We start from the raw sequence: 21,225 nt of genomic DNA, 5'->3' as shown, positions 1-21,225 counted from the left end.
CAAAAACTTAGCACAATTTATTTAAATAACAAAAGGAGATTTGAAATGAAAAAAATATTATCATCAACAATTGCTACAGTCGTAATAGTTGGATCTGTTCCAATTGAATTATTTGCAAACTCAGTAGTACAAGATAACATAAATTCAATAAATAAAAAAATTCAAATAGAGAAAACGTTAGAAGCTAAAAGTGGAGATTTAGAAGTATACATAAATTTTGATTTGCCAATAAAAAATGTTGATGTAAATCAGAATAATATGAAATTAGATTTAAAGAAAGATAATACGGTGATAGCTGAGATTCCTCTAGGAAGTGAAAGCCTAACATCAAGTTTTGAATATCAAAACAAAAGTTATAAATACGATATAGAGAGATTAAATTTTGCAAGAAATCAAGAAGTTGAAAAAAACCAAAAACTATATTATTACAAAGTAACTATTAAAGACTTACCGTGTAATTTAGATGATTCATATAACTTAGTATTAAGCGGAAATGGATTTAAAAATGCTGTAGTAGAAAATATAGTATTAAATGATTATTCAAAAAGGATATTTTTAGGTAATACGATATCAGAAAAAGAAAAAGAAAAAAATGGAGCTATTTTATTTGGAGATATAAATAAAGATGGTAAAGTAAATCAAGTTGATTACGACATTGTATTAGAAAACGTTAGCTCAAATAAATTAGAATACGATTTAAATAGAGATGGTAAAGTTACTATAACAGATTTATCTTACATTAAAAAAAATATGAATAAAATTCAAGGAAAGGCAATTGTAGAAGATACTGCGCCGATAATAGATTTAAATACTGCTAAGGTAGAGACTACTACACAAATGGTAGGAGGTAAAGTACCAGTAGAAGGACAATCTATAGTAGGTTCTCCTAAAGAACTTCTTACAGATGAGGGGGTAGTCCAAGTCAGTATGCCTGTAGGGAAGGAAATATCAGAGGAAACACCTGCTATGATAAGTCTAGACTTAGGTAGTGGAAGTAGAAATAACGCTGTAACTATGGAACAAATAGTTATAAAAGGTGGAGATAATGGACCTAAAAAAGGTATCGTAAGTGTAGATGGTGTGGAGTATCCATATAACTTACAAGATAAAATAGGTGCTAAAAATGCTAGATACAAAGAAAATTCACAGGATATAGTTATAGATTTAGGAAGACAAATAGCAGTTAGCCAAATAACTATAAGTATAACGGAGACTACTCAAAATGATAGAAATTTAGCTGAAATTGCTAAGGTAGAATTTTTAAATAATGTTTATAAAGAGCTTCCAAAGCCAGAAATGAATATACCACAGATAAAAGAAATAAAAACATATACTCCGGTTGGAAATGAAAAAATGGAAGTATTCTGGAACCATGAAAATAATGTAACTGGATATGAAATCAAGCTTGAGGAGATAGATGAAAAAGGAAATATAAATGGCAATCCTAGAATATTTAAAACTACTACTAATAACTTAACTATAAGAGATATAAAAGCATATGCAAGATATAGAGTAAGCATACAATCTTTAAATGGGGAATGGATAGGTGGATATAAAGTAGCTACAGATGAGGATATTGATGGGATACCTGAAAATATAGACCCTGACACAATAGCAAGTGGACAGTATGTTCCAACTCAATTTAGCCCAGATGGTATAGTTGAAATAATGGTAGTACCTGAAACTAAGCCTGAACCACCAGAAGGAATAAGTATAAAAGGTAGATATAAATCTCTTGAAGTAAATTGGAAAAAACACAATTCAGCACAAAGTTTTGATGTTTATTACAGACAACAAGGAATGAGAAGTGAATATATTAAAGCTAACAAAGACCCTATAAAAAATGCTACTAATTATACTATTGGTGAATTAGAAGATGGAAAAACTTATGAAGTAAAGATGACAGCTACGAACCATTTAGGTACAAGTGGATTGTCTAAGGGATATATAGGTGCAACTTCATCTATACAAGTGCCTAATTCTCCAAATTATAATCTTATAAATCTACCAAATGGAGTTAACGAATTAACTAAACATATAGAAAAAGTTGAATTCCCTAAATCTGCTGATAATGGCCATATAGATATATTTGATGAAGATAGTGTAGTAGACAATGACTATAGCACTGCATGGACAATAGATGATTGGGATGCAGGGCAGTATAGTAAGCGTGGACCAATAATTACATTCGATAAAGAATATACGATAGATACGGTAGCATTAATAAGTAGATTAGATAACTTAGGCGCGTCACCTTATATGGCTAATATAGGTATATATAATGAAGAAACTGAAAAGTGGGAATATAAACAAGCTACAGTTCAAAATTTAAACAATAATGGTAGATATACATTATTAAAATTGGATGAACCTATAACAGGTAAAAAAATACAAATAAATCCTTCAGTATATGGTGGAAATAAGCTAAGTATATCTGAGTTAAAGTTCTACAATTACGATGGTATAGAAAAAGATATAAAAAATTTATTTAAGGATGATTTACAAATAGAATTGAGAACTTCAACACCTGTTACTCAACAAGAAATAGATGAATTAAAAAATAGATTAAACATAAAAGACCTTAATACTGATGAGTATCATCCTAAGAAAGATACATTATTAAAAGAATTAAAAATAGCGGAGGATATATTACAAGATAAAAACATATCTGAAAAAGTAATAGAAATAGATCCTAATATAAATAATGCAGGAACTAATATAGGATATTCAAATGATTGGCAATCGCTAGGCTATAGTGTAAAAGCGGGCGATACAATAAATATATATCTAGCTACAAATGAGCCAAATAGAGAAATTCATTTAGCTTATGAACAACATTATGGAGAAAGTGGAGCATTTTTAAGTAAAGAAAAGATAGTACTTAGACCTGGTAAAAATACAATACAAATAGATAAATTACAGGATTTAAATGTAGAAAAGGGTGGAAACTTATATGTTAAATTCCCGTATAGTGGAGATTTTAACACTAAGATAAAAATCCGTGTAAGTGGAGCTGAAGAAATTCCACATTTAAATTTAAATAACTTGTTAGAAGATGTAAATTACCTAGCTAATAATTCTGGAAATAACTCAGATGAAAAGGTTAAAGTTGTAAAAGATAAAATACGAGATTACATACTTTATCTAAAAAATCATGTAGATAAACTACCAACTATGTATCCAAGTACTGTATCAGAAGATGATATGAATAATAATATCTATACATATGATGAAAAAACATCTGTGTTAAACTCTACAAATATAGAGGGGGATAGATTTACTTTAACATTACCAGCTATACAAGTTTACAAAGGTATAAGTAAAGGAGTCGAAGGCGATATAGAAGCTCAAGTAGATAGAATGTACAATAATGTATTGGCTTGGGAGCAAATGATTCAAATAACAAATGCAAAAAAAGGTGTCTATGAAAATGAATATGTTGCAGGGGATTTAAATAATGATGGAGTCATAGATAATAAAGACGAAGATTATTATAACAAAAATAGAGCACCTAAAAATCGTGTAAACATTAAATATCAAAGAATGTTCATAGGTGCATTTATGTATGCTTCGGGTCACCATGTTGGGATAGAATATGGGTCATCAGGAGAAATGCTAGGTGGAGTCCCTTATAAGTTTGATGAAAATGGGAAAATAACAAATGCAGATGAAGCTCAGTTATTTGGATGGGGAATAGGCCATGAAATAGGACATAAAGCAGATATAGCCAAAAGAACATACAGTGAAACAACTAATAATATATTAGCTCTTATAGCTCAAACATTTGATGATAAAGATTCATCAAGATTAGAAGAAAATGGATATGAAAATATTTATGATAAGGTTACTTCGGGAAGTGTTGGAGTATCTCAAGATGTGTTTGTTAGACTAGGAATGTTTTGGCAATTACATTTAGCATATGAAAATAACTATACATATGAAATGTTAAAAAACAATAATGACGCTGATTCAAGCAATGACTCTTACTTTGCAAAAATGAATAGAGCATACAGAGATACTAATGCTGAAACAAATGATAAAGATCAGTTATTAATAAGAAGAGCATCAGATGCAGCAGGCAAAGATTTAAGAGGATTCTTTGCATCATGGGGATTATTAGCAGATGAAAGTACACGTATATACTTACAACAAAAGTTCCCAAATCCAGAAGACAAAGAAACTAAAAAAATACAATACTTAAATGATAATGCTAGAAGAAAAAGATTAGAAGCTAATGAAACCAATAACCAAAGTTTAATAACAATGGAAGAAGGAACAGAAGTTGTAGCAAACTTTGATGATGGTATACAACCGAATAGCGTGGTAAATGGAAATAGCATAAAGATAAATTTAAATGTAAATAAAGGTCATGAAAAAATCCTAGGATATGAAATAGTAAGAAGTGATGGGAATTATCATGATTCATCGGATAACTTGACTAAGGTTAAGTATAGACCAGTAAGATTTGTAGAAGCAGGAAGTGATGGAAGTGCTGTATTTGAAGATAGTATAGCACCTATTAATAATAGAGTTTTAGATTATAAAATTATAGCTTATGATTACAATTTAAATCCTACTAATGAATTTGAGTTAGGGGCGATTAAATTATCTCACGATGGAACTTTAAACACTGACAAGTATTCATTTAAAACAAATACAATATCAGATGAGGACAAACATGATGAAAATAATTCACATGGTCCTATTCAACATCAAGCTATAAATAATATAAAAGATAATGATGATTCTACTATATATAAAGGAAAAAAAATGACTAAAGTTGAGTATGATAAAGATAATCATAAGGATCCGGATATAAATATATCAGAAGATCCATATGTAGTAGTTGATATGAATGAATCTAAAAATATAGTTGGATTAAAATACACTAAGCCTCAAGATGTTGTTAAAAAATTCTCTTTAAATGGATTGTTTAGTAAAAATAAATCATCAGAAACAGTATATAATTCAATTGATAGATATGAAATATATGTAAGTAATGATAATAAAAACTGGACAAAAGCAGCTCAAGGAAACTTTAAATTTGGACAAGAAACACTTGGAGGAAATAAAGATGCAGAGAATGTAGCAAGAGTTATGTTCAATGATAAAGTAGATGGAAGTGGGGATAAGCTTTGGGCATATGATGCTAAATATGTGAAGTTGGTTGCAAAAGGAGCTACAAATATATCAATAGCAGACCTTAACTTAATCGGTCCAACTGGTGATAATATCGAAATTGGTGCAGTTGATAAAAACAATCAACAACGTACAAATGGAATTGGTAAGTTGGCTCATGACTATGTTGTACAAGCAGATGGAGAAAAAGTAATACCAGAAGGGTCTATAATTATAATTGGAGAATACAAAGGAGACCCGGCATTTAATGTACCTTTATTAGTAGATGAAAATAATAAAACTATAAGTGGAAATGTCGTATTACTTGCAGATATACCTGATAATGGAAAATTAGGAGAAGTTTCAGATGGTAAGTGGATATATTGGTTGCCAGAGGGGGAATTTGATAAGCTTACATCAAAAGTTAAAAGTGAACTTTATAGATATAATGAAGCTAAGCCGTCTAAAGATGAAAATGGAAATGACATATTAGTTCCGGTAGGACAAAGACTAGTAAGTGACACTCTTTATGTAGATATACCAAAAGGTGAAAATGGAGAACTAGCTTATGAAAATCTACCTAACATAACGTTAAGTAGCGAAACAAGGATAAAAAAACAAAAAGTACATGCAGTGCATATAAATAACCAAAAAACAGCAGCCGTATTAAAAAATAGATAATTGAAATAATAAAAATTTGAGTAAGAGGTAAAGAAAATGTATAGGACAAAGAATTTAATAAAAACAGTAGCGATTACATCAGTAGTGGCAGCAATACCAAGTGTTATTTCATATGCAAGTGAAAAGCAAGATATGCAACTAAACTGTGTAGCTGGAACAAATGGAAAAAGTGTAAAAATATCAATAGAGTCGGTAAATTCAATAGTGAATTCGTTTCAGTTAAGTTTGAAAATAGAGGGCAATGTTAAGTTTAGTAAAATAGATTTTTCAAGTGATATAAAAAACAGTGCAACTACAAATGTTAAATATAATAAAATTAACAACACAATAGATATATTTGTTACTTCAGATTCTAATTTAGTTAAGAATTCAATTATAAATATAGGTGAGATATTTGTAGAAGGTAGCGTTGGAAATAAATACACAATTGTAGATAATGTAGTCGGTGGGAAAAACTCTATTACATTAGTTACAGATATTTTTGAAGAAATAAGTGATGATAATTTAGATGAAGTAGGTATTAAGGAAATAACAATAGGTGAAGGTGAAATTAAGCCAGAAAATCCAAATCCACCGACAGGAGGAGGATCTACAGGTGGTGGATCAACAAATCCAACACCTGAAAAACCACAAGTTCAATTGACAACTTTAAGAGGAGAAAATAGATATGAAACAGCAGTAAAAATATCTAGAGATGGATGGCAAAAATCAGACACAGTAATAATAGTAAATGGAGATAACAAAAAATTAGTAGATGGGTTAGCGGCAACACCTTTAGCTAGTATAAAAAATGCTCCAATACTACTATCAAATAATAATGAATTACCAAAGCAAACAGTAGATGAAATAAAAAGATTAAATCCTTCTAAAGTAATAGCTATAGGTGGAGAAAGTGCAATGCCAAATAAAGTTATAAACAATATAAAAAGCATAAATTCCAATATAGTAGTACAAAGAATTGGAGGTCAAACTAGATATGAAACATCTTTAAATATAGCAAAAGAAATAGATAAGACAAATAATATAACTAAAATATATGTTGGAGCAGGATATGGAGAAGCTGATTCATTATCAATATCGCCAGTAGCAGGTAAAGAAAAAGCTCCGATAATACTTACGGAACAAGATGGTTTAGATCAAAAAACTTATGAATATATAAAATCTCAAAATGTAGCAGATGGATATATAATAGGTGGAAAGCAAAAAGTATCAGATAAAGCTATAAATCAAATAGATGCTATTACATCTAAAGATATATCAAACAATAGAATATCAGGAGATAGTAGACAAGATACAAATGCAAAAGTATTAGAAAAATTCTATGGAAATACTCAATTAGAAGGTGTTGTATTAGCAAAAGATTATGATTTAGTAGATGCATTATCAGTTGGTCCATTAGCAGCTAAAAAGGATATGCCAGTAGTACTTGCTACTAAAGATATAAGTAAGTCTCAAGAAGAGATACTAGTTAAGAAAAAATCAACAAAGATATATGAAATTGGAGGAGGGATAGAGTCCTCAGCAATAAATAAATTAAAAAATCTACTGAATAAATAGTAAAAAAGAGATGGATATAAAGGATTATATCTATCTCTTTTTTTATTTTTCACTTTAAATAAATAAAAAAATTACTAAAAATTATAAAACACCTTTAAAACAGTACGTATAATATATAGAGAAATAGAAAATTCAGTAGGAAGTGATATATTTGGCAGAATTAATAATCGGAGGAATAAGAACTAAATTCGAAAAAAAGAAACAATTCAAAGATTTTGAGCCACCTTTTACAGAAAGTGAAATCTTGGAGTTAGAAGAAACAGTGGAGTCATGCCTTAATGAAATCAAGCACAAAGAAGAGACTATAGAAGAACGTGATACTAATAATTTGTCTGATGATGGACTTTATCAATTAGAGCAAGAATATGTAAGTTTAAAAAATCAATTAGAAGAAAAAGAAAAATTTAATTCATTAGTATTAAATAAAGTGATAAGTATATTAGATCAAGTAGACGAAATACATAGATATGCACTAGAAGTTGAAGATAATACATTAAAACAATATTTAGTAGGGATAAAAGATCAAATTGATAAAGAAATAAAAGAAATCGATATAGAAGAGATTAAATGCAATAATGAAATTGTTAATGAAGAAATTCATAACTGTGTTCAAGCGGTAGAGTCTGAAGGCAAAAGACAGAATGAGATAGTGCATGTAACTCAAAAGGGATATTTATTAAAGGGGGAAGTGTTTAGAAAGGCATCTGTAATGGCTGTAAAATAGACATATAAGAGAAGTATAAATTTTGATTACATAACTATATAGGAGTAAGTATATGGATACAATTATTAATAAAGCTTATAGATACTATAATAGAGCATTAAATTTAATAGACAATAGTAAAGTATCTTTAGCTAAAGATGAGCTTAAAAAAGCAGTTAACGCATATCCAAAAGATATAGATATTTTAAATCTAATGGGGGTATGTGAATATTATCTTTGTAATTTTGAAGAAGCATATAGATATTGGACTAAGAGCTTAAAAGTTACAGAACAAGATAATCATGCAAAAGAATATATAGACTTTTTGGCAAGTGAAGAATTTGATAAGTTAGCAATTAATTATAATAAAGTAGTAGAATATGTATCACAAGAGAAATATAAAAGTGCGGTTCATATTTTAAAAAAAATTATAAGAGATTATAACGAGCTTATTGAACCCTATGAAATTTTAACTATGTGCTATTTAAAGTTAAATAAAGTAGAAGAAGCTGAAAAATGTTTAGATGAATTATTGAGAAAAGACTATGAAAACTTATATTACATGAAGAGTAAATATAAATTAAAATCTATAGTAGGTCCTAAGCGTGAAGATAGTAAGCTATATAAAAGAATAAAAGGATTCAGAAATGTAGGAATAGTATTACTTATAATAATACTAATCTTAATATTGGTGACTATAATAAGGTATTTAAATTAATTATTTTTAATAAAATGGTGCTTGGAATGAATGTAAAATATAAAAATGATAAACGAAAAAAGGCTATCTAATGATTTTTTGTAGATAGTCTTTTTTGTACAAAAAATATTACAGTATATAAAACAATGTATATATTCCATAAAATGGTAAATAATTAAGTTGTTATGTTAGAATAGTAATGTTCAAAAAAATGGGGAGGGATACAAAATGAAAAAAATCAACAAAAGCATACTATCAATATTAATTATGGTAATTTGCTTTTCAATTACCGGCTTTAATAATAAAGTTGAAGCAGATGGTCAAAAACCACAAGTATATGCACATGCATATGTAGTCATGGATGCAAAAACAGGGGAAGTTTTACATTCACAGGATATGAACAAAAAAATATATCCGGCAAGTACGACAAAAATGTTAACGGCATTAGTAGCGTTAGATAATTGTAGTTTGTCTAAAAAAATAACTATAAAGCAAAGTGTATTAGATAATACACCTAGTATAGCAACTCAGGCAGGTCTTAAAGCGGGGTATACATATACAGTAGAAGAATTATTAAATATGTTATTAGTATATTCAGCAGCAGATGCAGCAAATTCTATAGCAAATGAAGTGGGTGGTTCAATACCTGGTTTTGTAAATATGATGAATCAAAAAGCAAAATCATTGGGGATGACGAGCTCACATTTTGACAATCCTATAGGTCTAGACGGTAGAAATTTTCCAAATACATATTCAACAGGATCAGATATAGCAAAATTAACTCAGCAAGCAATGAAAAACAAAACTATTAAGAATATCGTTAAAAAGCCATATTATACAATAAAAAACTATTATAACGGATCGTCTAAAACTCTTAATTGTTCAAATAAATTTTTAAGAGGTCAGTATTATCCAAAAGATTTATATACAGTTATAGGTACAAAAACAGGAACAACTGATGCTGCCGGAAATGTATTATCGACTACAGCAATAGATAAAAATGGAAGAGAAATAATCTGTTCATTTTTTGGAAATAATACACGCGCAAAGATGTATGAAGATATCGAGGCTTTATTAACATACACATACAAAGATTTAAATTCTGGATGGAAGCAAGAAAATGGAAAATGGTGCTATTTAGACAATAATGGTAAAAAGAAAGTCGGATGGTTAAAAGATAAAGATTCTTGGTATTATTTAAAAGCAAATGGAGAAATGACAACTAGTTGGTTAAAATATAACAACAACTGGTATTATTTAGAAAAAAATGGTGCTATGAAAACTGGTTGGCTAAAATATTCTGATAGCTGGTATTATTTAAGAGAAGATGGATCAATGAAAATAGGCTGGTTAAAATATAATAATAATTGGTACTATTTAGAAAATGATGGATCTATGAGAACTGGCTGGTTAAAGTATTCTGATAAATGGTACTATTTAAGAGAAGATGGATCAATGAAAATAGGCTGGTTGAAGTACAATAATAATTGGTACTATATGAGCCAAGATGGATCGATGCTTATTAATACGAGTATAGATGGATGGAATATAGACGATAATGGTATAGCTACTATGGCTAAATCTATGTAATTTAAAATGTAATAAAAATAATATAAAAGATACAAAAAGTCATAGAAAAAGAAACTATGGCTTTTTTTTATTTATTATATACAAAAATAGATAATAGTTTTTAAGACTAGCTATCACTATTTTATAAACTTCTACAATATAGGTATGCTACTATTTGTTAGATAGATATGAAAAAAGGAGGATTTTTTATGAAATTAAAATTTTTATGTGTGGCAGCTTTGTCAGCTATATTAGTATTTTCTAATGCTCAAGAATCAAAAGCTATGAAGTTATACAATCAATCATATATAAAATATAGCGCTAGTAAAGAGTATAAAGTAAAAGCTGGATGGAAAAAGGTGGGGAATAGTTGGTACTATATAGATAAAAATGGTAAATATAAAACTGGATGGTTAAAGGATAATAATAAATGGTATTATCTGAGCAAACAAGACTATAAAATGCTAAGCAATAGAGTAGAAATAATTGATGGTGGTAACTATTACTTTAATTCTGATGGAAGTATGTCAACTCATAAAGGATGGAAAAAAGTTGTTTATAATTATGGGTTTGGAACATATACAACATGGATATATCTAAATGGAAATGGAACTTGCAAAATAGGCTGGTTTTTAGAAGATGGAAAGTGGTATTATTTTGATGAAATGATAGACTCTGGACGCAAAGATATATTTATGCAAACAGGTATGATAGAAATAGATAAAAAGTTGTACTATTTTAATTCTGATGGAAGCATGTCAACTAAAAAAGGTTGGGTAAAGTATGTTGACAAATATGAGTCTGAATATAATACTTGGTATTATTTAAATGGAGATGGAACATGTAAAACAGGATGGGTATTAGATCAGGGTAAATGGTATTATTGGAATTCATATGGTGATTTTTATATGGACTACACTTATAAAATAGATGGGAAGTATTATACATTTGATAACAATGGAGTATGTATAAATCCTTATTAATTAAACAGCTGTATTGAAGTTATTTTCAATACAGCTATTTTGCGCTTTGATTATTTGAAATATTTTTGAAATACAATTAATTTACCAAAAAATTCCACAAAAAGACATAGATGTGTTATATAATATATAGTTGCTGGTTTAGTTAAAATAGGAGGGGGAAATGAAAAAAATTAATCAACAAATGTTAATACTACAAAGTATAGGTATAATACTTGTAGTAGTAGGGCATAAAGGGGGAATATCTTTACTTACAGAATGGTTTCCAGTTAACTCTTTTCATATGCCTATGTTTATGTTTATATCAGGTTACTTTTATCAGGTTAAAAGTGAAATTGAATTTAAAGGTTTTGTTATAAAAAAAGTAAAACACTTACTAGTTCCGTATTTTATATGGAATTTTATTTATGGAATTATAATCACTTTACTTAGATATATAGGGGTAGTAGAATTTGGTTTAGCATTGACACTTAGATCTTTATTTATAGAGCCTTGGATAGGTGGTCATCAGTTTGGGTTAAATGTAGCTGCATGGTTTGTTTTAGCACTATTTATAGTTCAGATTGTTTATGTACTCATTAGAAAAATTGTTGTAAAAGTTAATTTTAATAATGAGTATTTAATGGCAATTATATTATTAATTGTAGGATGCATTGGAATTACTCTAGCTAACAAAGGTTATAATACAAGATGGGACTTAACTTTAGTTAGAACAATGTTCTTTATACCTTTTTATCATTTTGGATATTTGTATAAAACTAAGTTTGAGGAAAAGGATACTTTAAATTCTGGAGTATATTTTTTAGCCATATTTATAATTCAGTTTATTCTTATAAGTAAATATCTTGATATATCATTTACGGCAGTATGGTGCAATGGTTTTAATAAAGATAATATATTATTACCATACATTACTTCAGTTACAGGAATAATGTTTTGGCTAAGAGTTTCAAAGATACTTGTGAAATCGATTGGAGAAAGTAATATTGTAAAAATGATAGGTACGAATACATGGTCAATAATGATGCATCATCAATTCGTATTTTATGTAATTAATTTAATATTTGCAGTCATATATGTAAAGTTCGGATTAGAATGGTTTGAATTTGACCAATTTAAATCTAATATGTGGTATGCGTATGCATATAAAGATGAGCGATTTAAGTTGTTTTATGTAATACTTGGAGTATGGATGCCTATTTTAATTAAACAATATATCAATATAGTAAGGGTTAAAATAAGAAATAAAAAGGTTGAAAAAAATGAGAACGCATTAAACTAGCAAATTGAATACTTTTAAAAATGTGAGAAGGGGCTGATATAATCAGCCCCTTTTAATGTGAGAAATACTTGAAAAAAGAGATGTTTTAAATTTTTCAAGTATTTATATTATATAACACCATATATAATATGTCTAGGAAAAATTATAAATATATGATATGGATTATTTAGATGGAATTATTTTTCAATATATTTTAATAACAAGTAATTTGAGAAACAATAAATATATGTGATATAATGGAGTATATAATTTTAGACAGAATATTTTAAACAAAGGGGGCAGGAAATGTCAGTTTTAGATAGAATAATGAGTAAAGCAGATGAAAATGAAATAAAGATACTTAATAAAATAGTAGATGCTATAGATGCTCTTGAAGAAGATATACAAAAATTAAGTGATGAAGAATTAAAAAACATGACTAATACATTTAAGGAAAGACTAAATAATGGTGAAACATTAGATGATATTTTAGTCGAAGCTTTTGCTGTGTGTAGAGAAGCATCAAGAAGAGTATTAGGTATGAGACAATATAGAGTTCAGTTAATTGGTGGAATTGTACTACACCAAGGAAAAATAGCGGAGATGAGAACTGGGGAAGGTAAAACGTTAGTTGCTGTTGCGCCAGTTTATTTAAATGCATTAGCTGGTAAGGGAGTACATGTAATAACGGTAAATGATTACTTAGCAAATCGTGATAAAGAAATAATGAGACCTGTATATGAATTTTTAGGAATGAGTGTAGGGGTTATACTTGCAAATCAAGATCCAGCTGATAGGAAAGCACAATACAATTGCGATATAACTTATGGAACAAACAATGAGTACGGATTTGATTACTTAAGAGATAACATGGTTACAAGTAATTTGGAAAAAGTTCAAAGAGAATTAAATTTTGCTATAGTTGATGAGGTTGACTCAATACTTATAGATGAAGCTAGAACACCTCTTATAATATCAGGTAATGGAGATGAAAGTACTAAGCTTTATGATATAGCAGATGTATTTGTTAAAACATTAGTAGAAGAAGACTATGAAATAGAAGAAAAAGATAATGTTATTGCTTTAACTGAACAAGGAATGACAAAGTCAGAATCATTCTTTGGAATAGATAATTTAACAGATATAAAAAATATAGAAATATATCATCACATTAACCAAGCATTAAGAGCGCATAAATTAATGGATAAAGATGTTGATTATGTTGTAAAAGGTGATGAAATAATGATAGTTGATGAATTTACTGGAAGAATAATGGATGGTAGAAGATATTCTGATGGACTTCATCAAGCAATAGAAGCTAAAGAAAAAGTTGATATAAAAAGGGAATCTAAAACTTTAGCTACAGTAACGTTCCAAAATTTCTTTAGAATGTATAATAAGCTTTCAGGAATGACAGGTACTGCTAAGACAGAAGAAGGAGAATTTCAATCTACTTATAGTATGAATGTTGTAACAATACCTACTAACAAACCTATACTTAGAGCTGATTTAAATGATTTAGTATTTAAAACAGAAGAAGCTAAATACAATGCTGTTGTCGAAGAAATACAAAAGATACATAAAACAGGACAACCTGTATTAGTAGGGACCGTTTCAATAGATAAATCTGAGTATTTATCAGGATTATTAAAGAAAAAAGGTATTAAGCATGAAGTGTTAAATGCAAAGAATCATGAAAAAGAAGCTGATATAGTTAAAAATGCTGGTAAGTTAGGATCTGTTACAATAGCTACAAATATGGCAGGTCGTGGTACAGATATATCACTTGGAGCAGGAGATAAAGAAGAAGAGGCTAAGGTTAAAGATCTTGGTGGTCTGTATGTAATAGGTACAGAAAGACATGAAACAAGAAGAATAGACAATCAATTAAGAGGACGTTCAGGACGTCAAGGTGATCCAGGAACATCTAGATTCTTTGTTAGTCTAGAAGATGAAGTTATAAAACTTTATGGTGGAAAGAGTATAGAAAAACTAATGAAGAAAATGAGTTCGGGAGATGGAGAAGCTTTAGAAAGCAAAGCTTTAGCAAAGGCTATAGAGAGAGCTCAAAGAGGAATTGAAGGTAAAAACTTTGAAATAAGAAAAAATGTAATAAAATACGATGATGTAATAAATGAGCAAAGAAAAGTTATTTATGCTGAAAGAAATAAAGTATTAGATAATGCCGATTTAGAAGAAGAGATTCAAAAAATGGTAAAAGATATAATAACAGAAACAGCTGAAAAATATCTAAGAAAAAATAAAGATTATTATGGATTCTTAAATAGTATACATCATAGTTTTATGCCTAAAGAGTCACTTATGATACCAGATATGGATAAAATGACTGTAGAAGAAACTGTAGACTATACTTATGATTTATCCAAAAGAGTATATGATTTTAAAAAAATTATGCTAGGGCCTGATAAGGTTAAAGAGTTAGAGAGAAAAGTATTATTAGAAGTTGTAGATGCTTATTGGATAGATCATATAGATGCAATGGACCAATTAAGACAATGTATTGGATTAGCTGCAATAGGTCAAAAAGATCCTGTAAAAGAATATACTGTTCAAGGATATGACATGTTTGAAGATTTAAATAGAATAATAAGACTAGAAACAGTTAAGTATTTATATAAATTTAATTAATAACAAAAAGAGTGCTGAAAAAATGTATTTTCAGCACTCTTTTTTATTAATTGTTTATATAAATATACATATAATAAATATTTTCATATAGAAAATTGCAAATAAGTTATTTACAAAAGAAAAAGACCGTAGAATATATCTACGGTCTTTAAATGTGAGAAATACGGAAAAAAGAGATGTTAGAAATTTCTTTCTTCCTAATATGATTATACTATAAGTAATTTAAAAAGTCGAGCAAATAAATTTGGCAAATTTGAAAAAATTTACAAAGTTGTAACTAAAAAAAACTTGAATATATGATAAAATTTATATTTAAACCTTACATAGTTACTCAAAATTATGTCCAATAATATCCTATTATGTTATAATATATAAGTATTATATATAAATAGGAGGGATTTGATGAAAAAAAGAAGAAAATTATTTACAACAGGATTAGTTGCAGCTTCAATAATAGCTCCAACTTCGATATACGCAAATAATGAAACTACTGAAAATATTAAAATAGAATTAGAAAAGAGAAGTGTAGTACTAGGAAATGAATCTAAAATAAGAGTATCATTTAAAGAGAAATTTGATGCTGAAACTATAACAGTAAATTATTTGTGTTATGATCAAGAGTTAAGTACGAATTTAAAATATAACTCTCAAACTCAATCATATGAAGGTACAATAAAGTTTAATATAGATCCAGAATATTTAAATGTTTGGAAAATAAATAATATAGTAATAAATGACAACCAAAATAAACAAGTATTAAATACAGATGAATTGGAAAAACTAGGATTAAAATTAGATGACTATAATATAACTCAGGAATATATAGTTAGTAATATGGCACAAATGAGAACTTATATGCAAAAAACTTCTGCGCCAGTAGTAGAATTATCAGGAGATAGTGCATATGATAATGCAGTAAAGATAAGCAAAGAAGGATGGAAAACTACTACTGATAAAGTAGTAATAATAAATGGAGATATAGTAGCGGATGGTATAACTGCAACACCGTTAGCATCTACCTATGATGCACCAATATTAATAGTTAAAAAAGATAGTGTACCAGCTACTATAAAGGAAGAAATAAAAAGACTTTCACCTAAAGAAATTGTTATAGTAGGTGGAGAAAATAGTGTGAACTCTCAAGTAGCTAATGAATTAAAGAGCATCAATAGTGCGAGTGTAAATCGTATTTGGGGTCAAAGTAGATATGAAACATCTTTAGAAATAGCAAAAGTAATTGATTCAAATCATGATGTAAATAAAGTATATATGGCAAATGGATTCCAAGGCGATATAGATGCACTATCAATTGCAGCTAAGGCAGGAGAAGATAAACAACCAGTTATATTAACTGAAAAATATAAAGTACCAACAAATTCTTATAATTGGCTAAAGTCAGAAGCTCTAAAAGACGTATACTTTATAGGGGGACCAAATACGTTAGCTACTGATGTTATAGATCAGATGGCTGATATAGTATCTAAACCACCTAGTGGAAGCGTATACTACAATAGAGTATACGGAGCAGATAGACATGAAACAAATGCAAAAGTTATGGCTAAATTCTATCCACAAAGTGAATTAGAATCAGTAATAGTAGCAAGATCAGATGAATTAACAGACGCTTTAGTAGCAGGACCTTTAGCTGCTAAGTTTAATTCACCAATACTTATAACATCACCAAACTATTTATCTGATTATCATACAGATAACTTAGAAAAAAAATCAGCTAATAAAGTATACCAAATAGGTAAAGCTTTTAAGGATGGAATAATAAGTGATATTGCATACAAACTATCTATTCACAATGTTGGAGGAAAAACTGTAGTAATAGATCCTGGTCATGGTGGTACAGACCCTGGAACATCAAGTAAAGAAAAAATTTATACATTAGATACTTCGTTAGCAGCGACTGAATATCTAAGAGCAAATGGTGTGAATGTAGTATTAACTAGAGAAACGGATAAAACATTATCTTTATCTGAAAGAACTTCTATGGCAAATGCTATAAATCCAGATTTACTTGTGAGTGTTCACTTTAACTCTTATAATGGAGTGGCTAAAGGTACAGAAATATATTATAAGTACGCAGATAGAAATGGTGGAACAAGTAAAACTTTAGCAACAAATATACTGAATAGTATATTAAGTGAATTCAGCTTTACTAATAGAGGTATAAAAACAAGAACAACAGATAGCGGAAAAGACTATTATCATATGATAAGGGAAACGAAGGCACCTGCAGTTATAGTAGAATCTGCATTTATAGATAATCCTCAAGATGATGCTTTAGTAAACACTGTAGAAAAAAGAAACCATCTTGGAACTCAAATAGGTAAAGGAATAGAAAAAACTTTAAAATAATGAAAGAGGTTATATATGAGTAAAAGAGCAAAAATGGCTTTTACACTAATTATAATTCTTGCAGTATGTGGATTTGGAATCAAATTTTATTTAGATGAAAATTATCTAAGTCAATATAATAGAAAACAAATTATTGGCTTAGATAGATTTGAAACTATGACAAAAATAAGTGAAATAGGATGGAAAAAATCAGATGAAGCAGTTCTTGTAAGTATACATTCTGTTATTGATGGAGTAAGTGCTTCATCTTTTGCTTATCAAAAAAATATTCCAATATTTTTCACAGACTCAGAGGAAATAAACAGCACTGTAAAGGATGAAATTAAACGATTAGGTGTTAAGAAGGTATATTTAATTGGTGGAGATAAAGTCATAACAAACGATATTAAAAAAGAACTTAAAAAAATGAATATAAACTCAGAAAGAATTGGTGGCGAAAGTGGATTTGAAACATCAATACTTTTAGCTGAAAAAGTTAATAAGTTAAATCCAATATCTGAAGTAGTTCTAGTTAATATGAGAAGTGGAAAACCTAATGGTGTAGCAATAGCTCCAGCAGCCGCAAATAGAAATATACCTGTATTAATGGTAAACAAAAGTGATAGAAAAGAGACGCTTAAGTTTTTAAAAGAGCATAATATAAAGAAGGTATATTTAACAGGTAGTGAAACTGCTTTTCCAGATGTATTTGAAGCTATGTTAAAAGATGAAAAGTACGGCATAAAAGCAGATGTTGTTAGGCTAAATGGAGAAGATAGATATGAAACAAATAAGGAAATAATAAAAGAATTTTATGATTTAGATAAAATAAATCACATATATATATTAAGAAATGGAATTTATAATTATGGAGACTTATTAAATGCATTAGCATTGAGTCCGATTGCAGCAAAGGAAAATACTCCTATTTTATACAGTGCAGATAGTTTACAAAAAACAGAAGAAGAATTTTTACAAGAAAGCAATGTAAAAAATATAACAGAAGTTGGATTTGAACTTGTAAGACCTAGAATAATTACTGATAAAATTATTAGATTTATAAGTTCTATTACTATTGTTGTGGTATGGATATTAGCACTAAAAAGAATCATTTATAATAGATAAAATCTTACAAACATTGATATATCCTTCACTAATAATTACATTTATTAAAAAAATGCTTAAAATTGTATTAAGTGTAAATTTGGGCTAAATAGAATTTATGTTGATAATATTAAAATTATTGAGTATAATATAAAAATAAGTCGAATTATATTTCATAAAATATATTATTAAGTGGAGGTAATTATGACTGAATTAATTAGTGAGGGATGTAAAAAGATGGATGTTAGTAACTTTGATTATAAAGATACAGAATTAATAGAAGAAATTGATTATAATATAGTTAAAGGTTCTATATTATTTGATATGTATCAAAGGATTTTAGATATAATTTTATCGTCAATAGGCCTTTTAATAGGAATTCCTTTAATATTTATATTTGGCATGTTAATAAAAATAGAGGATAAAGGACCTATAACGTATAAACAAGAAAGAATGGGAAAAGGTGGAAAAACTTTTTATATATACAAATTAAGATCAATGAGAATTGATGCTGAGAAATTTGGTGCTCAATGGGCAACTAAAGATGACCCAAGAATAACTAAAGTGGGTAACTTTATCAGAAAAACAAGAATAGATGAAATACCTCAATTATTCAATATACTAAAGGGAGACATGAGTATAATAGGACCAAGACCTGAGAGGCCTTCTTTTACTATAGAGTTTAATCATGATATACCTGGATTTATAAATAGATTAGCAGTTAAGCCAGGTTTAACAGGGTGGGCTCAAGTAAATGGAGGATATGATATTACTCCAGAAGAAAAGCTTAAAGCAGATATGTATTATATCAAACACAGAGGTTTCTTAATAGATATGAATATATTGCTAAAAACGGTGAAAGTAATATTCACTGGAGAAGGTGCAAGGTAGTTATTAAAAAACAATGTATTCAAATTGTATTTGAGTATATTGTTTTTTTTCTGAAAAATTATATCTTCTTAGGGAGGAAGTAGGATATGAAGTATAGTTTAAATCAAATACAAGATTTGGTTTCTGTTATAACGCCTGTACACAATGCTGAGAAGTATTTAAAATGCACAGTGGATAGTGTATTAGGTCAAACATATAAAAATTTAGAGATAATATTAGTAGATGATGCGTCAAAAGATTCCTCAAGAGAGATAATAAAACAATACCAACAAAAAGATGAGAGAATAAAAGCTATATTACTAGATAAAAATGTTGGTGTTGCAGACGCTAGAAATAAAGGAATTGAAAAAGCTAAAGGAAAGTATATTGCTTTTGTAGATAGTGACGACATATGGTTAGAAACAAAAATAGAGGAACAAATTAATTTTATGAAAAAAAATAATATAGCTTTCTCTCATACGGGGTATGAGTTTATAAATGAAAATGGCGATAGACTAGGTAAATCAGTAGCCGTACATTATAAACTTAGTTATACTGATATGTTAAAATCGAATGGAGTAGGATGTCTAACTGTTGTAATAGATAAAGAAAAAGTTGATAATATAGTAATGCCTAAGATAAGACATGAAGATTATGCTACTTGGTTATCTATATTAAAACAAGGTCATGAAGCATATGGAATTAATAAAGTATTAGCACTTTATAGAAAGACATCTACATCCTTATCTGGAAATAAAGTAAAGTCAGCTATGTGGACATGGAATATATTAAGAAATGTAGAGAAAGTACCTCTACCTAAAGCTGTATTATATTTTAGTAATTATGCAGTTAAAAATATAAATAAACATTTTTTAAAGAGATAATTAGGAAGGAATGTTTTATGATTAGTGTTTTAGTACCTACAATGGGAACTCGTGAAATGGAACTTAAAAGATTGATTCAAAGCTTAGAGAATCAGACATATAAAGATTTTGAAATGATAATAGTATCACAAGGAAATCATGATATGGTAAAACAGTGTTTAGAAAATGTAACCTTTAAGTATAAACATATAAAATCGAATACAAAAGGAATTTCAATTGCAAGAAATATAGGGTTAAAGGAAATTAAGGGTGATATATTTACATTATCAGATGATGACTGTTGGTATGTAGAAGATGCATTAGAATTTGCATATAATTACTTTGATAAGAATGATGGAGATGTTTTATGCTGTCAATATTATGATCCTGAAAAAGAAAAATATCCAAAAATTTATCCTAATGAAGCTATAAAAGATTTTTCTAAGAGGCAAGTATTAAAAAAGGCTGCTATAGAAATATTTATAAATACCAAAAGTGTAAAAGATTATACTATCGGATTTGATGAAAAGTTTGGTGTAGGAAGTGGATATAATTCTGGTGAAGAAAATATATATTTAATGGATTTAAAAAAGCTAGGATATAAATTCGATTATTATCCTAAATTAATAGCATATCATAATGTTCGTGAAAATGATTATTTAGATGAAAAATCATTTGTTGCTAAAGGTCCTTTATTTAAAAGACTTTTTGGAAATTATATGGGACTAGTAATGTATACGGCTTTTACCGCTAAAAAGTTTAAACAAGTAGATAATTGCTCTAAATTATATTTTGAAGGTTTAAAAGAATACTTTAATTATAAAATGTAA

Annotated in this window: 13 protein-coding genes; all 13 read left to right on the top strand. The window is 28.3% G+C overall.

Annotated elements, in window-relative coordinates; all coding sequences use genetic code 11:
• Positions 1 to 45: 45 nt before the first annotated feature.
• The 13 genes from BLP75_RS12005 to BLP75_RS11945 all read left to right on the top strand — a co-directional run bounded on the left by BLP75_RS12005 (position 46) and on the right by BLP75_RS11945 (position 21,225).
• Positions 46 to 5,799 carry a M60 family metallopeptidase gene (locus BLP75_RS12005; protein ID WP_092726387.1) on the top strand — a complete coding sequence of 1,918 codons (5,754 nt, stop codon included), beginning with the start codon at positions 46 to 48 and terminating at the stop codon, positions 5,797 to 5,799.
• 36 nt (positions 5,800 to 5,835) lie between these two features.
• Entirely contained in the window at positions 5,836 to 7,356 is a 1,521-nt protein-coding gene (locus tag BLP75_RS12000) for a cell wall-binding repeat-containing protein (protein ID WP_092726385.1), read from the top strand.
• Between the two features lie 151 nt (positions 7,357 to 7,507).
• Positions 7,508 to 8,080 carry a nucleotide exchange factor GrpE gene (grpE, locus tag BLP75_RS11995; protein WP_170139184.1) on the top strand — a complete coding sequence of 191 codons (573 nt, stop codon included), beginning with the start codon at positions 7,508 to 7,510 and terminating at the stop codon, positions 8,078 to 8,080.
• A gap of 52 nt (positions 8,081 to 8,132) precedes the next feature.
• Positions 8,133 to 8,777: a tetratricopeptide repeat protein gene (locus tag BLP75_RS11990; RefSeq protein WP_092726381.1), complete on the top strand. Its 645-nt coding sequence runs from the start codon at positions 8,133 to 8,135 to the stop codon at positions 8,775 to 8,777.
• Between the two features lie 207 nt (positions 8,778 to 8,984).
• Positions 8,985 to 10,346 (top strand): serine hydrolase, encoded by a 1,362-nt coding sequence (locus BLP75_RS11985; protein WP_092726380.1) that lies wholly within the window; start codon positions 8,985 to 8,987, stop codon positions 10,344 to 10,346.
• Between the two features lie 188 nt (positions 10,347 to 10,534).
• The gene (locus BLP75_RS11980; RefSeq protein ID WP_170139183.1) at positions 10,535 to 11,308 is read left to right on the top strand and encodes a nucleoside triphosphate hydrolase; all 774 of its coding nucleotides are present in this window, start codon (positions 10,535 to 10,537) and stop codon (positions 11,306 to 11,308) included.
• A gap of 160 nt (positions 11,309 to 11,468) precedes the next feature.
• On the top strand, positions 11,469 to 12,587 hold the full coding sequence (locus BLP75_RS11975) for an acyltransferase family protein (RefSeq protein WP_092726376.1): 1,119 nt from the start codon (positions 11,469 to 11,471) through the stop codon (positions 12,585 to 12,587).
• Positions 12,588 to 12,872: 285 nt separating this feature from the next.
• On the top strand, positions 12,873 to 15,215 hold the full coding sequence (secA, locus tag BLP75_RS11970; protein WP_092726374.1) for a preprotein translocase subunit SecA: 2,343 nt from the start codon (positions 12,873 to 12,875) through the stop codon (positions 15,213 to 15,215).
• A gap of 402 nt (positions 15,216 to 15,617) precedes the next feature.
• Positions 15,618 to 17,579 (top strand): N-acetylmuramoyl-L-alanine amidase, encoded by a 1,962-nt coding sequence (locus tag BLP75_RS11965; RefSeq protein WP_092726372.1) that lies wholly within the window; start codon positions 15,618 to 15,620, stop codon positions 17,577 to 17,579.
• A gap of 15 nt (positions 17,580 to 17,594) precedes the next feature.
• Positions 17,595 to 18,683, top strand: a complete 1,089-nt coding sequence (locus tag BLP75_RS11960; protein ID WP_092726370.1) for a cell wall-binding repeat-containing protein — start codon at positions 17,595 to 17,597, stop codon at positions 18,681 to 18,683.
• A 216-nt stretch (positions 18,684 to 18,899) separates the two neighbouring features.
• Positions 18,900 to 19,553, top strand: coding sequence for a sugar transferase (locus BLP75_RS11955; RefSeq protein ID WP_425262137.1), 654 nt, complete (start codon positions 18,900 to 18,902; stop codon positions 19,551 to 19,553).
• A gap of 86 nt (positions 19,554 to 19,639) precedes the next feature.
• The gene (locus BLP75_RS11950) at positions 19,640 to 20,416 is read left to right on the top strand and encodes a glycosyltransferase family 2 protein (RefSeq protein ID WP_092726366.1); all 777 of its coding nucleotides are present in this window, start codon (positions 19,640 to 19,642) and stop codon (positions 20,414 to 20,416) included.
• Positions 20,417 to 20,433: 17 nt separating this feature from the next.
• The gene (locus tag BLP75_RS11945; protein ID WP_092726364.1) at positions 20,434 to 21,225 is read left to right on the top strand and encodes a glycosyltransferase family A protein; all 792 of its coding nucleotides are present in this window, start codon (positions 20,434 to 20,436) and stop codon (positions 21,223 to 21,225) included.

This window comes from Romboutsia lituseburensis DSM 797, assembly GCF_900103615.1.
Classification (GTDB): domain Bacteria; phylum Bacillota; class Clostridia; order Peptostreptococcales; family Peptostreptococcaceae; genus Romboutsia_F; species Romboutsia_F lituseburensis.
This window is presented reverse-complemented; position numbering and strand designations above follow the sequence as displayed.